This window comes from Rouxiella sp. Mn2063 (genome assembly GCF_049319665.1).
In the GTDB taxonomy this organism is placed as follows: Bacteria; Pseudomonadota; Gammaproteobacteria; order Enterobacterales; family Enterobacteriaceae; genus JBMOUD01.
On record NZ_JBMOUD010000001.1, the window covers coordinates 182,673 to 202,241 of the forward strand.

The window sequence follows — 19,569 nt, forward strand, 5'->3', positions numbered from 1 at the left end:
AAAAAGCGCCAATAAGGCGCTTTTTTATTGTTTTAAAAATTATGCTGCCGCTTCATCGGCTTTATTTTGCTGTGATTTCAGCCAGGCAATTTCATCAATCCAGATATCAGGGTTCACGGTTTCCAGAATCAGCGGGATATTATCAAACCGCGAATCGGCCATAATGTAGCTGAAAACGGTTTTGCCGATATTACCTTCGCCGAGGCTGTGATGGCGGTCAACGCGACTATTGAACGCGCTTTTAGCATCGTTCAAATGCATACCGCGTAAATATTGGAAGCCGACGATGTCGCCGAGTTGCTTAAAGGTATGTTCACAATCGGCTTGTGTACGCAGATCATAACCGCCAGCGAAAGCATGACAGGTATCAATACACACCCCAACGCGGCTTTTGTCTTCTACGCCGTCGATGATGGCTGCTAAATGCTCGAAGCGAAAACCTAGATTGCTACCTTGACCTGCCGTGTTTTCGATAACAGCAGTAACGCCTTGGGTTTTATCCAGTGCGATATTGATAGACTCGGCGATAGTGGCCAGACAGCGCTCTTCGCTCACTTGCATCAAATGGCTGCCAGGGTGGAAATTGAGTAACGACAACCCGAGCTGTTCGCAGCGCTGTAGTTCATCAATAAAGGCTTCGCGGGATTTATCTAACGCTTCTTGCACTGGGTGGCCGAGGTTAATGAGATAGCTGTCGTGAGGCAGGATCTGCTTGCTGGTATAGCCATATTTCTCACATGCACGTTTGAACTTATCGATTACATCTGTTGCTAACGGCGCGGCGCGCCATTGGCGCTGATTCTTGGTAAAGAGTGCAAAAGCCGTTGCTTCTAATTCATGTGCCCGTAATACCGCCTGATCGACACCGCCCGCTGCACTTACGTGCGCCCCAACATACTTCATAGTTCCCCCAGCAAAATGTGAAATTTTTATCTTTACCGATGATAACCGTTTTATCTCTATCGGGGCACACGTTTAGTGGCGTCAGTTTCCGTGATCAGTATTATCCGAACAGATGCTGAACTAGTTGATTAATCCCCGCGCCGCCGACAATGAGCCAGATAAACAATAGGCTGGCGAGAACTATTGGTTTTAATCCGGCTTGGCGTAATGCGCTGACGTGAGTGGTCAATCCTAATGCCGCCATTGCCATTGATAGGAAGACAGTATCCAGCGTCAGCAAATGCTGAATCACGGTTTCTGGCAATAAGTTGAATGAGTTAAATGCAGCAACGGCGATAAAGATTAGCGCAAACCAAGGAATGGTAATGTTACTAAGCTTGCTGCTGGCGGTTCCCTGTACTTTTGCCAGATGACGGCTGCGCCAGAAAGAGAGCAAGACTAAAAAAGGTGCCAGCATCATCACGCGGATCATCTTGGCTATGACTGCCGCATTTTCCGCCTCAGGCGTAATACTTTGGCCAGCCGCGACCACTTGTGCGACTTCATGCACGGTTGAGCCAGTATAAATACCAAAACCGGTAGCATTAAAACTAACCCAGTTATGTACCAGATTAAGGTGCCACAACCACGGATAAATAAAGATGGCCGCCGTGCCGAAGATAACAACGGTGGCGACGGCAACGGTGACTTTGCTGGCCTCGGCTTTGAGTACCGGCTCGGTGGCCATGACCGCCGCCGCGCCACAAATACTGCTACCGGCACCGATAAGTATTGACGTTTCCTCGTCAAGCCCCAGCAATTTTTTGCCCAGCCAATAGGCCAGCATAAAGGTACTCGATAGCGTCAGTAAATCGATGAGGATACCGCTGGCACCGACGTTGGCTATTTGTCCGAAAGTCAGCTTAAAACCATAAAGGATAATGCCTAAACGCAGTAGTTTTTGTTTCGCTAAATTAACCCCGTCATGACATATCGGACGCGCGAGGGGATAGAAGGTGTTACCTGCAATCATCCCGATAATAATGGCCAGCGTCAGGGCACTAAGCCCCAAGTGGCCGAGCGCTGGGAAGTGGCTGAGCCATAAAGACAGTGCAGTGATAAAACCGGTGAGAATTAAGCCGGGTAACCAGCGTCTAATCAAGTTAGGTTGATGGGTATCGCGTGTTTTCTGGGTGGCAAAAATGGTATGCAGATTTGTTGTATTCATTTTTATCTGTCCTGCTAAGTAATTTCTCAGGGACCAATTTACTGACTGCTGATATAAAAATGAAATTGATTATAAGCTTATAACCAATCGATAAAACTGGTATATAATGACGATTAACCCCTTTATCCGCTGTATTAAATGAAGGAGGCTATACTATGAACAGTGCCTCCTTGTTATGGGTAACCAGACATTATGCATATTACATTGCGCCAACTTGAGGTTTTTACCGAGGTGTTAAAGAGTGGTTCAACGACTCAGGCATCGGTGGTTTTATCCTTATCACAATCGGCAGTGAGTGCTGCGCTGGCTGATATCGAAGGACAGCTAGGGGTTCAACTTTTTGACCGCGTTGGTAAGCGCCTGGTGATCAATGAACATGGCCGTTTGCTGTACCCAAAAGCGCTCGCGCTGCTAGAACAGGCGGGAGAAATTGAGAGGTTGTTCAGCCGCGATGGCGGATCATTACGCATAGGTGCGAGCAGCACCATCGGTAACTATATGCTGCCCGGTATGATTGCTAGCTATCGGCTCGATTTCCCTGATACCCCGATTGAACTGAACGTGGGTAATACTGACGATGTGATTAACGCGGTCGCTAATTTCCGTGTTGATCTCGGTTTGATCGAAGGACCTTGCCGGATGCCGGAGTTAGTTACCCAAGCCTGGCTGGACGATGAACTTGTGGTATTTGCGGCCCCCGATCATCCTCTAACTAAAGGGCCGGTGACGCTAGAGGCATTAAGCGAAGCCCCGTGGATCTTACGCGAGCGCGGTTCAGGCACGCGGGAAGTGCTCGACCACTTATTATTATCTCAATTGCCTGATTTCCATCTGGTCATGGAGTTGGGCAACTCCGAAGCGATTAAACATGCGGTGCGTCACGGCATAGGTATCAGTTGCTTATCACGCCGAGTGGTAGACGAGCAGTTGAAAACAGGATCGCTGGTGGCGTTGTCTCTGCCAATTGAACCGCTGGTCCGTAAACTCTATTTAATCCATCACCGACAAAAACACATTTCTAATGCGTTATCTCGCTTTTTGACTTATTGCTGCTAAATACATTTATCGCCGCCACATACGTTGATTACGATTAGATCCACCGGTCTGCTATTGGCAGATCGGTGGATCAGCATTTGTTGTTGCCAGTTTTGCTTATAATCCATTGCCTATCATGAAGGGATCTTATAACCCGATGTTGCCGCTATTCACTGATGGATGTTTTGTTACAATCCGCGCGTAATTTTCTACATGACGAGCAAAAATAGGGAAAACATGGCTCAGCAAAATACAAAAAATCAGCAGGTGGCTCCCACACTGCGTCGTGAGCTTAAGGCACGTCATTTAACGATGATCGCTATTGGCGGCTCAATTGGAACCGGGTTATTTGTTGCATCAGGTGCAACGGTTTCTCAAGCAGGGCCGGGTGGGGCGCTGCTTTCTTACGCATTGATCGGTTTGATGGTTTATTTCTTGATGACCAGCCTCGGTGAACTGGCAGCCTTTATGCCGGTATCCGGATCATTTTCCACTTATGGTGCCAAATATGTTGAAGAAGGTTTCGGCTTCGCGCTGGGCTGGAACTATTGGTACAACTGGGCAGTCACTATTGCAGTAGATCTGGTGGCATCCCAACTGGTGATGAACTATTGGTTTCCTGATACGCCGGGCTGGATATGGAGTGCGCTATTCCTTGGTCTCATCTTCCTGCTTAACTACATTTCGGTGCGTGGATTTGGTGAAGCAGAATACTGGTTCTCACTGATTAAAGTGGTCACCGTGGTTATCTTTATTGCCGTCGGCGTATTGATGATTATCGGTATCATGAAAGGCGGAGAGCACGCTGGATGGCATAACTGGGCGATTGGTGATGCACCGTTTGCCGGTGGATTCTCCTCGATGATTGGCGTGGCGATGATCGTTGGTTTCTCCTTCCAAGGAACGGAGTTGATTGGTATTGCGGCGGGAGAATCAAAAGATCCAGCCAAGAATATTCCACGTGCAGTGCGTCAAGTTTTCTGGCGTATTCTGCTGTTCTATATTCTGGCGATTTTGGTGATCAGCCTGATTATCCCTTATACCGATCCGAGCCTGCTGCGCAATGATGTCAAAGATATCAGCGTCAGCCCTTTCACCTTGGTATTCCGTAACGCTGGCCTGCTTTCTGCCGCTGCGGTGATGAATGCGGTGATCTTAACGGCGGTGCTGTCGGCGGGTAACTCAGGCATGTACGCTTCAACACGTATGTTATTTACCTTAGCGAGTGAAGGTAAAGCGCCACGCATTTTCGCTAAACTGTCCAAAGGCGGCGTGCCGCGTAACGCGTTATATGCGACCACTGTTGTGGCGGCGTTATGTTTCCTCAGCTCTATGTTTGGTAACCAAACCGTTTACTTATGGTTGCTTAATACCTCGGGGATGACCGGATTTATCGCATGGTTGGGTATTGCTATTAGTCACTACCGTTTCCGCCGCGGTTATGTCTATCAAGGGCGTGACCTGAAAGACTTGCCTTATCTCTCTGGGTTCTTCCCGGTGGGGCCAATCTTTGCCTTTATACTGTGCCTGATTATCACTCTGGGGCAAAACTACCAGGCGTTCTTGCAAGACAAAATTGACTGGTACGGCGTGGCTGCGACTTATATTGGTATTCCACTGTTCCTGGCTATCTGGCTCGGTTACAAATGGACCAAAGGCACCAAGTGGATCAAGTACAGTGAAATGGAATTTCCAGAGACGCAGGTAAAATAGACCTGTAGGCGATTAATCTTGTCCGTAACTTGTGCGAAAGGTGCATGATTAAGGGCGATATGCGCAGGTAGATTTAACCATAAAAGAAATAGCGGCTTCTGTGCCGCTATTTCTTTTTTGAATCGCTGATTGGCGAACTCAATGCACATTAATTTTTTGTTACTTGTTGCCGCGCCCGCTTACCCTTTTTGTGCCGCAAAACATCACGCCTTCGCGCAGATCAATTGATAATACTTATCGTTTATATTACTGTTAGCGCATTGACAGTCACTATCCCTTAGTTAGACGAGAAAGAATCCTTCCATGACCGTAACCACCGATCCCACGTTGAGTTCGTCCAAGCAGGACGCTGCTAGCGTTGCTGCAGCTGATAACGTAATGGGACGCTATAAACACATTTTACGTCGTCGCCTGACCATCATGTTAGTGCTGGTTATTGCTATCTTTGGTTCACTGTTGGTGGATTTCACCATTGGCCCCGCAGGATTATCGTTGGAAACGCTATGGCAAACGATCGTGCATTCGGCGAGCGTGGATGCTGGAACGCGAGTGATTGTTTGGGATATTCGCATGCCTTACGCGCTGATGGCGGTGGCGGTAGGGATGTCGCTTGGTCTGGCCGGTGCGGAAATGCAAACCATTTTGAATAACCCATTAGCCAGTCCATTTACGCTGGGTGTCTCATCTGCCGCCGCTTTTGGTGCGGCATTGGCGATTGTGCTTGGCATTGGTATTCCTGGCGTGCCGGACCAATGGTTTATTTCTGCTAATGCTTTTATCTTCGCATTGCTCGCTGCATTGATGCTTGATGGCATTACCCGCTGGACGCAGGTTGCGAGTTCAGGCGTAGTCTTGTTCGGTATTGCACTGGTCTTTACTTTCAACGCATTGGTGTCACTGATGCAGTTTGTTGCCACAGAAGACACCTTACAAGGTCTGGTGTTTTGGACGATGGGGAGTCTGGCGCGTGCCAACTGGTCGAAGCTGGCTATCATGGCCGGTGTGTTCATCGTATTGTTGCCAATTTCAATGAAAAGCTCGTGGAAACTGACGGCGTTGCGTTTAGGTGAAGACCGTGCGGTAAGCTTTGGTATTGATGTACGCCGCCTGCGCCTTGGTACCTTGCTACGTATTAGTATTCTGTCTGCGCTAGCCGTCGCCTTCGTCGGTCCGATTGGTTTTATCGGCTTAGTCGCGCCGCACATTGCGCGCATGATGTTTGGTGAAGACCACCGTTTCTATTTGCCTGCTAGTGCGTTGATTGGTGCGCTGGTGCTATCGATGGCTTCTGTGGCCTCTAAAAATCTGGTACCGGGCGTCATTATTCCGGTGGGTATCGTCACCTCACTGGTCGGCGTGCCATTCTTCCTGAGTATTATCCTGCGTCACCGGGGGAACGTATGACCGATCAAGCAATCGCTGAACAGCGTAGTGTCTTACGCGAAGATAGTGCAGCCAAGACCGTTTTAGATAACTCTCAGGGCTTGAGGATTGGTCATTTCACCGCTGGTTATCCGAAACGCAACATCATCACTAATCTCAATGTGCCAAAGCTGCCGCGCGGTAAAATTACCGTACTGCTTGGCCCGAACGGCAGCGGCAAATCAACGCTGTTACGCTCGTTAGCTGGCTTAAATAAAGCGCAAGGTGAACTGGTTCTCGACGGCCAGGATTTGATGAAAATGCCATTTGCTAAGCGGGCAGAGCAGGTAGTCTATCTGCCACAGTCTTTGCCAGCAGGCGTGCATTTGCATGTACTGGAATCGATTATCGTGGCGCAACGCGCTTCTGGCGGCGGTGCAAACCATCAGGCACAAAGCACTGCACAGGTGATGGAATTGCTGGCGCAGTTGGGAATTGAACACCTGGCATTAAGCTATCTGGACCAACTTTCCGGTGGCCAGAAACAGTTAGTCGGTTTGGCGCAATCACTGATCCGTCAGCCTGCGTTATTGCTGCTTGATGAACCGCTCAGCGCATTAGACTTGAATTACCAGTTCCACGTGATGGACTTGGTGCGTCGTGAAACGCAAAAACGCAATATCATCACGGTGGTTGTGGTACATGATATCAATATTGCCTTGCGTCATAGCGATCATGTCTTGATGCTTAAAGACGGTAAAATGATTGCCAATGGCGAACCAGAAGAGGTGATCACGCCAGAGAGTCTGGCAACGGTTTATGGCGTTCGCGGGCGTATTGAACGCTGTTCGCAGGGAATTCCGCAGATCATGATTGATGGTTTGGTGAAACAGCCTGTGATGTGATTTTTATTGTGGCGGGTTTGCTTGCGAGTTAACCCGCCGACAGAAAGGGTAAACGTGGAATTATACCCCGTGGCGGATTTACGCCAAATCCTCTTCAGTTAACCCGGTCATTTTCATCACGCTGTCAAGATCTATGCCGTTTTGCAACATGATACGTGCAACCTCGAGTTTACCTGCATTACGACCTTGCTCAATACCGAGTTGGATACCTTTTTCTAGGCCTTTCTGTTCCAGCTGTTGTGCGATGGTCATTAGTGCATCCCCACTTGTAGGCACTCGCTGTGCCAGTTCTCGGACAAAGGCTTCGGCGTCTGATACTTCGCCAGTTTGCGCAATGTAGTGTACCAGCGATACCACCTGTGATGAAGAAAGATATCCTGCCAACAGGATAGACGCAAGCCTGTCCAGAAGTACAGCCAGATCCCTTTGATGAATGTGTTTTTGCAACAGAGTCAGCGCCGCCATACTGCGATGGGTTGCTATTTCGTCGTCAGGTATAACAGTGACATCGACCAGTGGAAAATCACGGTTGTACAAGTTACTCGCCAGCGCTGGATCGCTAAATTCATCTAGCCAGCGGGTGGAGTATGGATAGGGACTACGTTTGCCGGTATAAAATAGAATTGGTATCACCAGCGGCAATTTTTTATGACCCGCCTCAAGATGGCGTTGCATAGCCGCTACGGCGTAGCGCAAGAGCCTAAATGCCATATGTTTATCTGATGTGGATTGGTGCTCAATGAGTACGTGTACATATCCATCATTTCCGCCCGTGGTTTTCAGGCTATAGAGCACGTCGCTGAAATACTGGCGGAGGTCATCTTCCACAAAGGACCCAGACTCCAACTTCAATGTACCAAGGTCACAGATGGCGCGTAGCTCAGCCGGAAGATGGATGTCCATGAAGTCGCGAGCAATATTGGGCTGGGTAAGAAATTGCCGGAATGTTGCATCATGGGGCGTCGGTGTGCGGTTTTGCTTTTTCATTGGCCGACATTACTACAGCGAGTCGCTGGTGCATGCAGGTTTGAATGTATCACCGGAAGGTACTTCTAAAGATTAAAAAATTCTCTGTCTTATAAAGTAAATAATGCATCGTCAGCAGATTTATGTGGGGTTTCATCAAGTTTGCCTCATCCCTGAGGCTCCTTTACAGGCGGCCACAATCTTTTAGCCCTCGAAAGGTTCTCCCAGCGTTAACATCAGGCGATTGGCCCAGGCGAAGAATGCTGTAGATTGCGCCAGATCCAACAGTTCAAGCTCGCTCAAACCGATATCTCGCAGGCGTTGAATATGTACCGCGCTGGCGCTTGGTGGCGTGGCGGAAAGGGCAGCAGAAAAATCGATTTCAGCCTGCCAACGAGATTCTTGCCCTGTACTGAGCACACTGCCCGGCGTGATATCCAGTAAACGTTGTACCGCATCAGGCTGCTTAGAGAGTTGTGCCGCTTTGCGGGCATGTACCGAGGCACAGTAAACGCAGCCGTTCACTTTGCTGGCAACGGTGGCCGCCAATTCGCGTTCTTTGCGCGGCAAGCCGCCAGAGGTATAAAAAATACCTTTATCGGTTAATGTACGTTGCTCAAGCACCGGTAAGTTGCGACCGAGCAGACGGAAGTAGTCGGATTCGGTATGACCAAAGCGCGCTAATGTTGCCTGCTGTGGTTCATCAAACTCGGCCAAGGTTTTCGCCGGGATCCAAGGTTCCCATTTTAGTTCCTCCTGGGTAAAGGCTTGCGGTGCAGGGCGTCCAGACTCTGTTTTACCTTCGGTACGCCAGACGCCCGCCGGAACGTTCGCCTCGCTGTCATTTTCAGTTGGCTGACCGTTGAGTAAACGTAAACCGCGCAATAAACGGGTCTGGAAACTGACGAAAGCGACCAGTTGTGACAACGTCACTACATCATCATGGCTCCAACCTGTGGCCAATAAAGCCTGCAAATGCGCGCCTGTCGCGCTGGCAGGTTTGAAGCTTAAACGTTCAGCGTGAGTCAGCGCAGCCTGGAGTTTTACATTATCTTCGGCTTGAGGCAGTGGGCGCAGGCGATCGGCATAATGCGTCGCGAGTTGATTATCGCCGTGCCAGCTAGCGACCTGTTGTGCGAGCTGGAAGCGTTGATTCAAAGCGAACTGACTATCACCGGTAACGGCAAAAATCGCGTCGTAACTGCCTTGGGCATGAACGGTAGCCGCTTCACGCGTTTGGCGGGCTTCGCCCAGTGCCGAATCGCTGTCGATGTCCGCAAGTTGGGCTAATAAATCGTGATGTGCTGTTGCGCCAACAGGCTGTGTTAAGCGATCAGAATGTATTGAATCAGAGCGTACTGAAGCGGTCATAGTGCCTCCTTGGAAAGTTGATGAACCGGGCTAGCAGACGATGTAGCCGCTTGTTGGTTTGCATTTTCGTTTGGCGTACTGCGCACCCAGCCCAAAGCGGGGGCAACTTTATTGGCGATAAGCTCAATAGAACGCAAAATATAATCGTGCGGTGGATCGATAGAATGCACTTGGAAAGCAAGGTCGGTAACACGCGCTAAGGCCGTATCTTTTTGCAGTGAGGCCAGCACCTGCTCGGCACTGCCAATGTGAGCATCAAAGGCGCGAATATGGTCATCAAGCGTATTGCCCGGCACATCGTGACCCACGGCGCGGTGGTGTTCGGCCTGACGGCGTAAGCCGTTTTCAGCCAATTTACGTGCTTCTAGTGGATCATCAGTAACAAAGGCGGTACGTGAACCCATGATTCGTGGTTCAACACCTGCTGGCAGCGCTTCTAGATAAGCATCAATAATCGGGTTTTGTAATTGGTCCAACGTCAGATGTGATTGGCCTGCCGGACGGGGCTGGGTACGTGACAGCATTAAACCATCGCCTGCAGCACCGGCTCTGGCGCCGCCTTCAACTGAGAAGGTCGCTTGCCATAAACGGCCAGCTAACTCCGGTGCGGCGGGATAGAGGCGATTTTCAGTACCGGCAATCGGCAGACCTTGCCAGGCATCCAACAAGGTTTTCAAATTGGCGGCGAATACCTGCCCACGCTGGCTGCTTTCCAACCCAAAAGGTGGGAAGGAAGAGGGTGTGCCGCCGGATCCCAAGCCAATTTCTAAACGGCCACCAGAGAGCAAATTCAACACGGCGGTATCTTCTGCTACACGAACGGCAGACTCCATTGCCAGCGTAATCACGCCGGTACCTAAGCGAATATGCTGGGTATGCGCGGCGACATGAGCGAGGAACACTAGCGGTGCGGGAAGACCGCCTTCGCTGCCGTTAAAGTGGTGCTGGGCAACCCAGGCGCTGTCAAAACCGTGTTTTTCGGCTTGAATGATTTGCTCGGTAACCAAGCGATAGCGTTCTTGTGGACTGGTGTTATCAAGTAAGCGGCTAAAAAAACCTAAACGTTTACGGCTCATAGGTGATCCTTATTCTTGTTCTTCAGGCAGCGCCGCGAAAATGCGATGTGCCAGGAATGGCGGCGATCAGTTCACGGGTATAGTGGCTTGTCGGTTGGGCAAACACCGATTCAACATCGCCGCTATCGACCTGTTGTCCACGATTTAGCACGGAAACACTGTGTGAAATTTGTCGTACCGTCGCTAAATCGTGAGAGATAAACAGATAGGTCAGGCCAAGATCCTGCTGCAACTGTTGTAACAGGGCTAAAATCTGCGCTTGTACCGTGACATCCAACGCAGAAGTGGCTTCGTCGAGTACCAAAATTTTAGGCTCGAGGATCAGCGCTCTGGCTAAGGCCACGCGTTGACGCTGGCCGCCGGATAACTCCCGTGGTTTACGTTGCAAGATATCGCGCGGCAGCGCGACGCGTTCGGCAATATCCCAAACACGTTGCTGGCGCTCGCTGGTACTGAGCCGTTCAAAGTTCAGCAGCGGTTCTTCAATCACCTTAAATAGCGTCTGTGATGGGTCTAGCGAGGCAAACGGATTTTGATACACCAGTTGGATCTGTTTACGCATTAAACGCAGCGCTTCGCCTTGCAAACGGGTAATGTCTTCACCATCAATAAACACTTGGCCACTTTCGGGTCGTTGAAAACCGAGTAAAATGCGCGCCAGCGTGGTTTTGCCCGAACCAGATTCACCGACGATGGCATGTGTAGTGCCGCGTTGTACCGCAAACGAGACATTATCCAATGCACGAAATGCAGGTTGGCCTTTTCCACCTAAAGAGAAATCTTTGGTGATGTCTTTGACCACAATAGTCAAATCTGTTGCTGTATTTTGGCCGCGTGAAGTGCGCGCCTGTTTGTTGGCAAGCGCGGGCGCATCAGCAAATAATTGGCGGGTATACTCGCTTTTCGGTGCGCTCAACACCTCGGAAGTTACACCTTGCTCCTGAACTTTTCCGTGGCGGAATACCAGTAAACGGTCTGCACGTTCGGCAGCTAGCGCCAAATCATGGGTCACTAGCAGCACGGCGGTGCCAAACTCTTGGCGCAATTCGTCAATTAAATCCAAAATGCGCTTTTGTACCGTGACATCCAATGCGCTGGTTGGCTCATCGGCAATGATTAACGACGGTTGCAGCGCAATTGCGATGGCAATCAACACTCGCTGTTTCATGCCGCCAGAAAGCTCATGCGGATACTGCTTAACGCGCATTTCTGGGTGAGTGAGCCCAACGCGAGTCAATAATTCCACCACGCGAGCCTCGCGTGCTTTACGCGGCAGTCGTTTATGGATGGAGAGAATCTCGGCCACTTGCTCACCAATGGTTTTCACCGGGTTGAGTGAGCTGGTGGGATCTTGTGGGATCAGGCTAATTCTGGCACCACGAATACTGTCCAGACGGCGCTGTGACCAGCGGCTGATATCTACGCCGTTAAGCAAAATACTGCCCTGCTCAAGATGCCCGTTCTCGGCTAATAGACCGATGATCGATTGCGCCGTGGTGGTTTTCCCTGAGCCGGACTCACCGACTAACGCCACGACCTCGCCAGGGCGAATGTCAAAAGAGACATCGTGTACGACGCGTTGGCTTTGATGGCTGCTGCGGTAAGCAATCGACACGCCGTTCATCTGCAATACGGGTTGTACACTGTTGCTACCCGTTTGTTGTGCAAAAGGATTTAGGCTCATATTTGCTTCCCTCTGAACGATCGGCTAATACGGTTGGCGGCTAATACCACCAAAATCACCACAATGCCGGGGAAGGTAGTCAGCCACCAGGCGGTAGAAATGTAATTACGTCCGTCTGCTATCAGCAGGCCCCATTCTGGTGTCGGCGGCGGTGTACCGTAACCGAGGAAACTCAGCGTGGAGATAGCCAGAATCGCATTGCCAAACTGCAGGGCAGAAAACGCTAAAACGGATGTCAGGGAGTTAGGCAATACATGGCGCCATAACACCGCCCAGAACGTCCCCCCACTGCCATAAGCGGCTTCAACGTAATCGCTATGACGTACCAGTACGACTTCTGAGCGTGCCAGCCGGGCAAAGTTAGCAATCGAGGTGATCCCCACGGCAATCGCGGCATGCAATGTGCCGAATCCCAACAGAATAATGACGCTTAACGACAGCAGCAGGCCGGGAATGGCTAACAGCACATCGACAACACGCATAATTACCGTATCGGTGACGCCACCTAATGCACCGGCAAACAAACCCAAGGCAGTCCCAACAATTAACCCCAATACAACGGCGATAATCGCGCCAGAAAGCGAGTGTGAGGCGCCGTAAACAATCCGTGCATACAAATCACGCCCTAATTGATCGGTGCCCAGCCAGTGACCGGCAGAAGGCGCCAGTCGCTGAGCGCCGGCAATACCATCGGTGCCACTAAAGCTAGTGAACCAGGAAGGTGCGAGGGCCCACAAAATAACAATTGCCATCACCAACCACGCCAGCGCTAAGCCTGGCTGTAACTTTTGCAACAGACTGACTCGGTGTTGTGTCAACACGGGGGCTGGGGAGGCGGATAAGTCGTGACCCACGGAATCGGTTTTACCTAGCGGTAAACTGCTCATAATACGGCTCCCGCAGAAGGTTTCAGGCGTGGATCGAGCAGCGGATAAATCAAGTCCACCAACAGGTTAATAGCAACAAACGCGGTCGCTGAGATCATGACAATTGCCTGCAAGACGGCGAGGTCCTCGTTATTTACTGCCTGTTGCGTCAATTGTCCCAATCCATTAAGGCCAAACACGGTTTCAGTCACCAGTGCGCCAGCGATCAATTCACCAAACAATAGCCCGGCGATGGTTAATGCTGGCAACGTGGCGTTGCGCGCCACGTGCCGCCACAATACGGCACTGCGGCTGGCCCCTTTCGCCCTTGCCACCGCAACAAACGGCTGTGTTTGCACCTGATCAATGCTGCGAATCAATATCTGTGCCAGAGGTGCCGAAATTGGAACCGCCAGCGTGATGATAGGTAGAATCAATCCGACCCATTCGCCGGGATTAATCACCGGTATCCAGCGCAAATGGAATGAGAAAAACTGAATCAGCGCGATGCCCAACCAAAAGGTTGGGATCGAGATAAACAGTGAAGGTAGCGATAAAAAGAACGATTTCAGCCAGCTTAACGGCAATAGGCTGGAGACAAAGGCGATGACCACCGCCATCACCGTTGCCAGCAGGAAACCAAGCGTCGCCAATCGTAATGTTGGCGGCAAGCTGCTGCTAAGCAACTCAGTCACCGGCACGCCCATTTGAATGGAATAGCCGAGATCGCCGCGCAGCATATTGCCCAGTGAGTGCAAATACTGGTGCCATAATGGCTGATCTGCGCCATATGCAGCGCGCATATCTGCGATTTGGGCCGGGCTCAGGCCCATATCCGGATTCTGAAATTTAATCAGAATCGCATCGCCTGGCAGAATCTGTAGCAGCACGAACGACAACGTAAATGCTGCCCACAGCACCAATATTGCCTGACCAATGCGCCCCGTTAAATAATGGCTCATGACGTCACCCCATCTTTACTTAGTGCTTTTCCAGCCACGCGCCATAGAAGCTTGGGCGGCCAACGGCTTCAAAACTCACCCCTTTAAGATAAGGCGCACCGGCATAAACCTGTGGTTCTTCAAAGATAGGGATCACATAAGCTTGGTCGAGCAGATATTTCTGCACATCGCCAGTCAGTTTCAGGCGTTGCTGCGGATTCACTTCGGCAGAAATTTCTGTCAGCAAAGTATTTAGCTTGTCATCTTTAAAGCTTTTAACCTTGCTGCTTGAGCCACCGAGTTGCAGTAACACATCGCGGTTAGTCGGATAGAAGGCGCTTTTGATGACGTCAGGATCGGCGCGGCCCACTTCGACGACATAAGCAGGTGTTTTCTGTGGATCAAGAATATCGGTCGCACGACTACCGGCATCACCGGCCAGAATGTTCAATTTAACGCCCACATCTCGCCATTGCTGAGCGACCAACTGCAACACTTCTTTGTTTTGCGGCTGCGGCAGTGAGACATAAATAGTGATAGCGAGTGGTTGGCCATCTTTCTGACGAATACCGTCAGCCCCCGGTTTCCAGCCTGCTTCATCAAGCAACTTCTTCGACAAGGTTGGGTCAAATTTCAGGTCATCGGACAGGTTGACATAACCGGCGGCCTGAGCAGCAATCACCGAGGTTGCCTGCGGATAGTTAGCAGAGAACAGCGTTTTAACGATCTGTTGGCTGTTGGTGGCATGCAATAAGGCCTGACGTACGCGAATATCGGAGACTAAAGCATTATCCGGGCGGAAAGAGATGCCATCGTTTACGCCGCGAGTCGATGCCGCGTAAATCGGGAAGTGTTGATCGGTGGCCTGTTTTTCATCATAAGCTTGCACCTGACGAATAAAATCAGACTGTCCAGCAAGCAGTGCGCCGATGCGCACGCTATCTTCAGGCGTGACAATAATTTTAATGGCATCAAGATTGGCGCGACCCTGCTGTGCGATATCTTTTGGGCCCCAGTTGTAATCTTTACGCGCGGTTAAATCCACTTCACGCCCTAGTGTTTCTGAGCTGACCACAAAAGGACCAGAACCGATAATATTGCGAGCATTACCCAGTGCATCGAAGCCTTTTGCCAATGTACTTAGTGAAACAAGACCGGACCCGATGGTCGCCGTTCCTTGCAAGAAGCCAGGTGAAGGTTTCTTGAAGAAGAACTTCACAGTTAACGGGTCAATAACTTCACTGTGATCATAGTTGTTGATCACTTCGGATACCGGTAAATGGCGTGCTTTATCACCCAGTCCGTAGACATCGAAGTTTTTGGCGACTGCATTCGCATCAAGCGGTGTGCCATCAGAGAAAGTGACGCCCGGATGCAATTTAAAGGTGTATTCGGTGTTATCGGCGTTAGTGCTCCAGGACTCGGCAATCCATGGCTCAATCTTTAAGGTTTCCGGATTCTGATAAGTTAGCTTATCGGTAATCTGATTCAGGATGCCGCCGTTTGGATAAAAGCCGCCAGCGGGGGGATAAAGGTTGGTGTGAGCCTGTTGCTCAAGATAAACCAGCGTACCGCCTTTCACCGGCGCAGTGGCTGATGAATTATCTGCGGCCTGTGCAATACTGGTCCCTGAAATGGTGGCTAGCGTTAATCCCAATGCCAGAGCGCGACTGATGGCGTTCAAACGGCGAATTGTTTTCATTATCTCTACCTTTTTTATTTTGATTTGAAGCCAGGGAATGCCTTGGCAGATTGCATCGAAATCCGGTGTCTGACCCATAACAAACCAATTCAAAAAGAAGATGAAATAAAGAAATTAGCTAACGATAGTGAGAAAACGGCAAATAAGCCTTTTCTTAGTTCAGGCGGCCGACTGCACAGGGAAAGGGAAGAGGGGAGTATGGTGATTAATGTGTTAAAAAATATTGGGTTAGCGTTAAAAAAATGAGAATAATTTATTGTTTAATACCTGAGGAAACCGGCATAAAAAAATAATAACGCAATGTAATTTGTTACATTTGTTGCGGCAAAACCCAGCATTTTGAGTGTTTTGTGATTTATTAAGCAAAAAAATCGCATTCAATGCCCTTATAATCTTGTCATCTGCCTTCGGTTTAGGGCAAAATAGACACCAATGCAGAATAACCGACGCTTAAAGGCGCCGGTTATTTTTTTTGCATTTGCGTTACACCAACTAAATTTAACAGAGGCCGGACTTCGATCCGGATAGATAACCAGATTTCGTGTGCGGTCCCCAATTAATAAAGGTCGCCACATATGAGGAAATGTAAGATGGGGAAATTTTTCATACCTATACCGATCCCTGCCGGTATCATCAGCAGCTGCCGTCAACAACGCGCGGCCTTTACATCAATCTTCAGCGACATGAAGATTAATCCCCCATTTAATCTTATAAATTATTCCTCACGAAGTTTTCCCTCCACCTTGCCGGTTAGGACGTTCTCTCGTTCAATTGTTGCAGGTTTGGGGAGGCTGAATCATGTCGCTTAATACCGCTACTAGTGCTGCAGCAGCACCACAGCGCGCACAGCTGCGCAAAACTCTGACGTTAGTTCAAGTTGTTATGATGGGCCTGGCCTATCTGCAGCCAATGACGATTTTCGATACCTTTGGCATTGTGACCCAAATGACTGATGGGCACGTGGCCACGGCTTATATTTTTGCGCTGATCGCAGTGCTGTTTACTGCGGTGAGCTACGGCAAACTGGTGCAGCGTTTCCCGTCTGCCGGTTCTGCTTATACCTATGCACAAAAAGCCATTAGCCCGCACGTTGGCTTTATGGTGGGTTGGTCGTCTCTGCTTGATTATCTGTTTATGCCGATGATCAACATTCTGCTGGCCAAAATTTACCTGGAAGCTATCTTCCCGGGCGTACCGTCGTGGATGTTTGTGGTTGGCTTAGTCGCTATCATGACCTTCTTCAACCTGCGTGGCATTAAGCTGGTTGCTAACCTGAACAGCGTTATTGTTGTCGTACAGGTTGCTATCATGGTGGTCTTCCTTGGCCTGCTGATCAACGGTGTTTATCACGGCGAAGGCATGGGAACACTGGCAACGACTAAACCATTCTTCTCTGAGAATGCACATGTGATCCCAATGATCACCGGGGCGACGATTCTATGCTTCTCGTTCCTGGGCTTTGATGGTATCAGCTCATTGTCAGAAGAGACGCCAAACGCTGGTAAGGTTATTCCTAAAGCGATCTTCCTGACTGCGTTAATTGGTGGCGTTATCTTTGTTGTGGTGTCTTACTTCCTGCAACTGTATTTCCCGAATATTTCGCGTTTCCATGACCCTGACGCGTCACAGCCGGAAATCATGCTCTATGTTGCTGGTAAGTTCTTCCAGTCGGTGATTCTATGCTTCTCTTGCGTCACCGTATTGGCATCAGGCATGGCGGCACACGCGGGCGTTTCTCGTCTGCTGTACGTGATGGGCCGCGATGGCGTATTCCCAGAGAAAGTCTTTGGTCATATCAGCCCGCAATGGCGTACGCCGACGTTTAACGTGGTGTTAGTCGGCGTGGTTGCGCTGTCTGCTATCTCCTTTGACTTGGTGACGGCAACGGCATTGATTAACTTTGGTGCATTGGTGGCGTTCACCTTCGTCAACCTGTCGGTTATTTCACAGTTCTATATTCGTGAAAAACGTAACCGCACCTTTAAAGATCATCTTCACTATCTGGTTCTGCCGGTGATTGGTGCGCTGACCGTCGGCGCGTTGTGGATTAACCTGGAAGCCAGTTCAATGACGTTGGGTCTGGTATGGGGCGCGATTGGTTTAGGTTATCTGACCTTTATCACCCGTCGTTTCCGTCAGCCACCGCCGCAGATGAGCGAAGAAGTGATTGGCTAAGAAGGCAGAGTTAATCTGTTGATCACAGCGAACGGGGAGCCAAATGGCTCCCCGTTTTTTATGATAGGTACGCACGTGTAACGGGTTAATTAGCTGACCAACTGCCTGCCATATTCAAACAACGCTTTCAGCAGGGCGGTTTTCTCGGCATCACCTTCATGCAGGTTGTAGAGCGATTCCAACTGCAAAACATAATTCTGCACTTTGTCGCTATTTAATACTTCTTTGCGGTGGGCTAACCATTTTTGCTGTTCAGCATCATCTAGCGTACCGGGGTAGTTACGGGCACGAAAGCGGAAGAGCAGAGTTTCTAACCTTGGGTCATTAAAGCTTAGATCCAGCGCCGGCAGATTTTCTGGCTTGGTTTGCTGAATAATCCGCATTGTGGAACGATCGGCCTCGCTAAAGAAACCATCGTATAAGCGCGCATCAACATCTTCTGACGGTGTGAAAGGCTCGGCTTCGGCAAACAGAGCCACCACTTTTTCGCGTACGTGAGGGTCCTGGCGCAGCAGTTGTAAGTTATTCAGGCAATATTGGCGGTCTATTCCTAATCTTTCGGCGTTTTCCGGCAGCAGAGTTTTGGCTGGCGCCAATACTGGGCACTTATTGATATGCAGCAGTTTAATCGGCAGCGGTGATTGGCCAGGGGCTAAATTCTCGCGGCGGGTATAAAGGCGCTCACGCATTTGATTAGCATCTAATTCCAGCAGCGGAGTCATATCTCCACCCAAATCACAAACAATCACCGCGTTTTTATTATCAGGATGCCAGGCCAACGGCGCGACCCAACTGGTGTTACCGCGCGCGGCACCAAACATCCCCGAGACATGAACCAGCGGCGTCATGGCAGGAATATCAATCAACGCATTGATTTTGTGTTTATTACGATGCTCTAGTAGGTAGTCGAACAAGCGCGGCTGTGCCTGTTTGACCAATTTTGCCATCGCTATGGTGGCATAAACATCGGCCATCGCATCGTGGGCATTTTCATGTTCAATGCCGTTCGCACGGGTAAGATGTTCTAAGCGGAAGCTCGGGAAGCCGTCGTCATTTTCTGGCCAGTTAATCCCCTCTGGGCGCAGTGCATAGCATGCACGCATGACATCAAGCAGGTCCCAGCGAGAATTGCCATTTTGCCAGCTATAAGCATAAGGATCGTAGAAGTTGCGATATAAAATATTGCGGCTGACTTCATCGTCGAAACGAATATTGTTGTAGCCCACGATGCAAGTACCCGGCACGCTAAAAGCCGTATGAATTTGTGCGGTAAACTCGGCTTCGTTCAGCCCTTTTGCTAAGGCTAGCTGCGGGGTAATGCCGGTGATCATCACCGCTTCCGGCTCTGGCAGGTAGTCATCAGCCGGGCGACAGTAGATGACCAGTGGTTCTTCAATGATATTAAAATCAGCATCGGTGCGGACACCAGCAAACTGCGCGGGTCGGTCTAAGGCCGGATTTTTGCCAAAAGTCTCATAATCATGAAAGTAGAATGTGGGTTGTACAGCCTTGTCTCGCATTGTGGTGTTATGTCCTAGATTGTTTGAAATTGTCTTTATATTTCATGCTGTTATTTTTATTATTTGTATTTTATTGTACACAAAAGTACATGAATGAACAAAAAAGATAGATATAGTACACATCAAGGATGGTACATATTGCG

Annotated in this window: 15 protein-coding genes; 5 read left to right on the top strand and 10 right to left on the bottom strand. The window is 49.8% G+C overall.

The annotated features are described in order from the left end of the window. Positions 1 to 39 precede the first annotated feature (39 nt). On the bottom strand, positions 40 to 903 hold the full coding sequence (gene nfo / locus ACL9RG_RS00720) for a deoxyribonuclease IV (RefSeq protein WP_422790651.1): 864 nt from the start codon (positions 901 to 903) through the stop codon (positions 40 to 42). Positions 904 to 1,003: 100 nt separating this feature from the next. Beyond that, positions 1,004 to 2,110 (bottom strand): YeiH family protein, encoded by a 1,107-nt coding sequence (locus tag ACL9RG_RS00725; RefSeq protein WP_422790652.1) that lies wholly within the window; start codon positions 2,108 to 2,110, stop codon positions 1,004 to 1,006. A 192-nt stretch (positions 2,111 to 2,302) separates the two neighbouring features. Here ACL9RG_RS00725 and yieE point away from each other — a divergent pair, with 192 nt between their 5' ends. The 4 genes from yieE (at position 2,303) to ACL9RG_RS00745 (ending at position 7,125) form a co-directional block, all read left to right on the top strand. Continuing rightward, positions 2,303 to 3,166 carry a DNA-binding transcriptional regulator YeiE gene (yieE, locus tag ACL9RG_RS00730; RefSeq protein ID WP_422790653.1) on the top strand — a complete coding sequence of 288 codons (864 nt, stop codon included), beginning with the start codon at positions 2,303 to 2,305 and terminating at the stop codon, positions 3,164 to 3,166. A 216-nt stretch (positions 3,167 to 3,382) separates the two neighbouring features. Then, a complete protein-coding gene (locus ACL9RG_RS00735; protein WP_422790654.1) occupies positions 3,383 to 4,858 on the top strand; it encodes an amino acid permease in 1,476 nt (491 codons plus the stop codon). Positions 4,859 to 5,161: 303 nt separating this feature from the next. Further along, complete coding sequence (locus tag ACL9RG_RS00740; RefSeq protein WP_422790655.1) at positions 5,162 to 6,262, top strand: FecCD family ABC transporter permease; 1,101 nt, start codon at positions 5,162 to 5,164, stop codon at positions 6,260 to 6,262. Continuing rightward, positions 6,259 to 7,125, top strand: coding sequence for an ABC transporter ATP-binding protein (locus tag ACL9RG_RS00745; protein ID WP_422790656.1), 867 nt, complete (start codon positions 6,259 to 6,261; stop codon positions 7,123 to 7,125). The genes ACL9RG_RS00740 and ACL9RG_RS00745 overlap by 4 nt, the downstream gene beginning before the upstream one ends. Positions 7,126 to 7,203: 78 nt before the next feature. On the opposite strand, the gene ACL9RG_RS00750 is transcribed toward ACL9RG_RS00745, so the two are convergent. From ACL9RG_RS00750 to ACL9RG_RS00780, 7 genes are all read right to left on the bottom strand, one after another. After that, the gene (locus ACL9RG_RS00750) at positions 7,204 to 8,112 is read right to left on the bottom strand and encodes an Rpn family recombination-promoting nuclease/putative transposase (RefSeq protein WP_422790657.1); all 909 of its coding nucleotides are present in this window, start codon (positions 8,110 to 8,112) and stop codon (positions 7,204 to 7,206) included. 183 nt (positions 8,113 to 8,295) lie between these two features. Then, positions 8,296 to 9,462, bottom strand: coding sequence for an alkylhydroperoxidase domain protein (locus ACL9RG_RS00755; protein WP_422790658.1), 1,167 nt, complete (start codon positions 9,460 to 9,462; stop codon positions 8,296 to 8,298). Then, complete coding sequence (locus ACL9RG_RS00760; protein WP_422790659.1) at positions 9,459 to 10,538, bottom strand: putative FMN-dependent luciferase-like monooxygenase; 1,080 nt, start codon at positions 10,536 to 10,538, stop codon at positions 9,459 to 9,461. The genes ACL9RG_RS00755 and ACL9RG_RS00760 overlap by 4 nt, the downstream gene beginning before the upstream one ends. 22 nt (positions 10,539 to 10,560) lie before the next feature. Beyond that, a complete protein-coding gene (locus tag ACL9RG_RS00765; protein WP_422790660.1) occupies positions 10,561 to 12,222 on the bottom strand; it encodes a dipeptide ABC transporter ATP-binding protein in 1,662 nt (553 codons plus the stop codon). Further along, positions 12,219 to 13,109, bottom strand: a complete 891-nt coding sequence (locus ACL9RG_RS00770; protein ID WP_422790661.1) for an ABC transporter permease — start codon at positions 13,107 to 13,109, stop codon at positions 12,219 to 12,221. Before ACL9RG_RS00770 ends, ACL9RG_RS00765 begins: the two co-directional genes overlap by 4 nt. Continuing rightward, the gene (locus ACL9RG_RS00775) at positions 13,106 to 14,050 is read right to left on the bottom strand and encodes an ABC transporter permease (protein ID WP_422790662.1); all 945 of its coding nucleotides are present in this window, start codon (positions 14,048 to 14,050) and stop codon (positions 13,106 to 13,108) included. Before ACL9RG_RS00775 ends, ACL9RG_RS00770 begins: the two co-directional genes overlap by 4 nt. Before the next feature lie 19 nt (positions 14,051 to 14,069). Beyond that, positions 14,070 to 15,731: a TIGR04028 family ABC transporter substrate-binding protein gene (locus ACL9RG_RS00780; RefSeq protein ID WP_422790664.1), complete on the bottom strand. Its 1,662-nt coding sequence runs from the start codon at positions 15,729 to 15,731 to the stop codon at positions 14,070 to 14,072. Between the two features lie 798 nt (positions 15,732 to 16,529). On the opposite strand from ACL9RG_RS00780, the gene ACL9RG_RS00785 reads away from it, so the two are divergent. Continuing rightward, entirely contained in the window at positions 16,530 to 17,906 is a 1,377-nt protein-coding gene (locus ACL9RG_RS00785) for an APC family permease (protein ID WP_422790665.1), read from the top strand. Positions 17,907 to 17,995: 89 nt separating this feature from the next. Here ACL9RG_RS00785 and sbcB read toward each other — a convergent pair whose 3' ends face one another. After that, complete coding sequence (gene sbcB / locus ACL9RG_RS00790; RefSeq protein ID WP_422790666.1) at positions 17,996 to 19,426, bottom strand: exodeoxyribonuclease I; 1,431 nt, start codon at positions 19,424 to 19,426, stop codon at positions 17,996 to 17,998. Positions 19,427 to 19,569 lie beyond the last annotated feature (143 nt).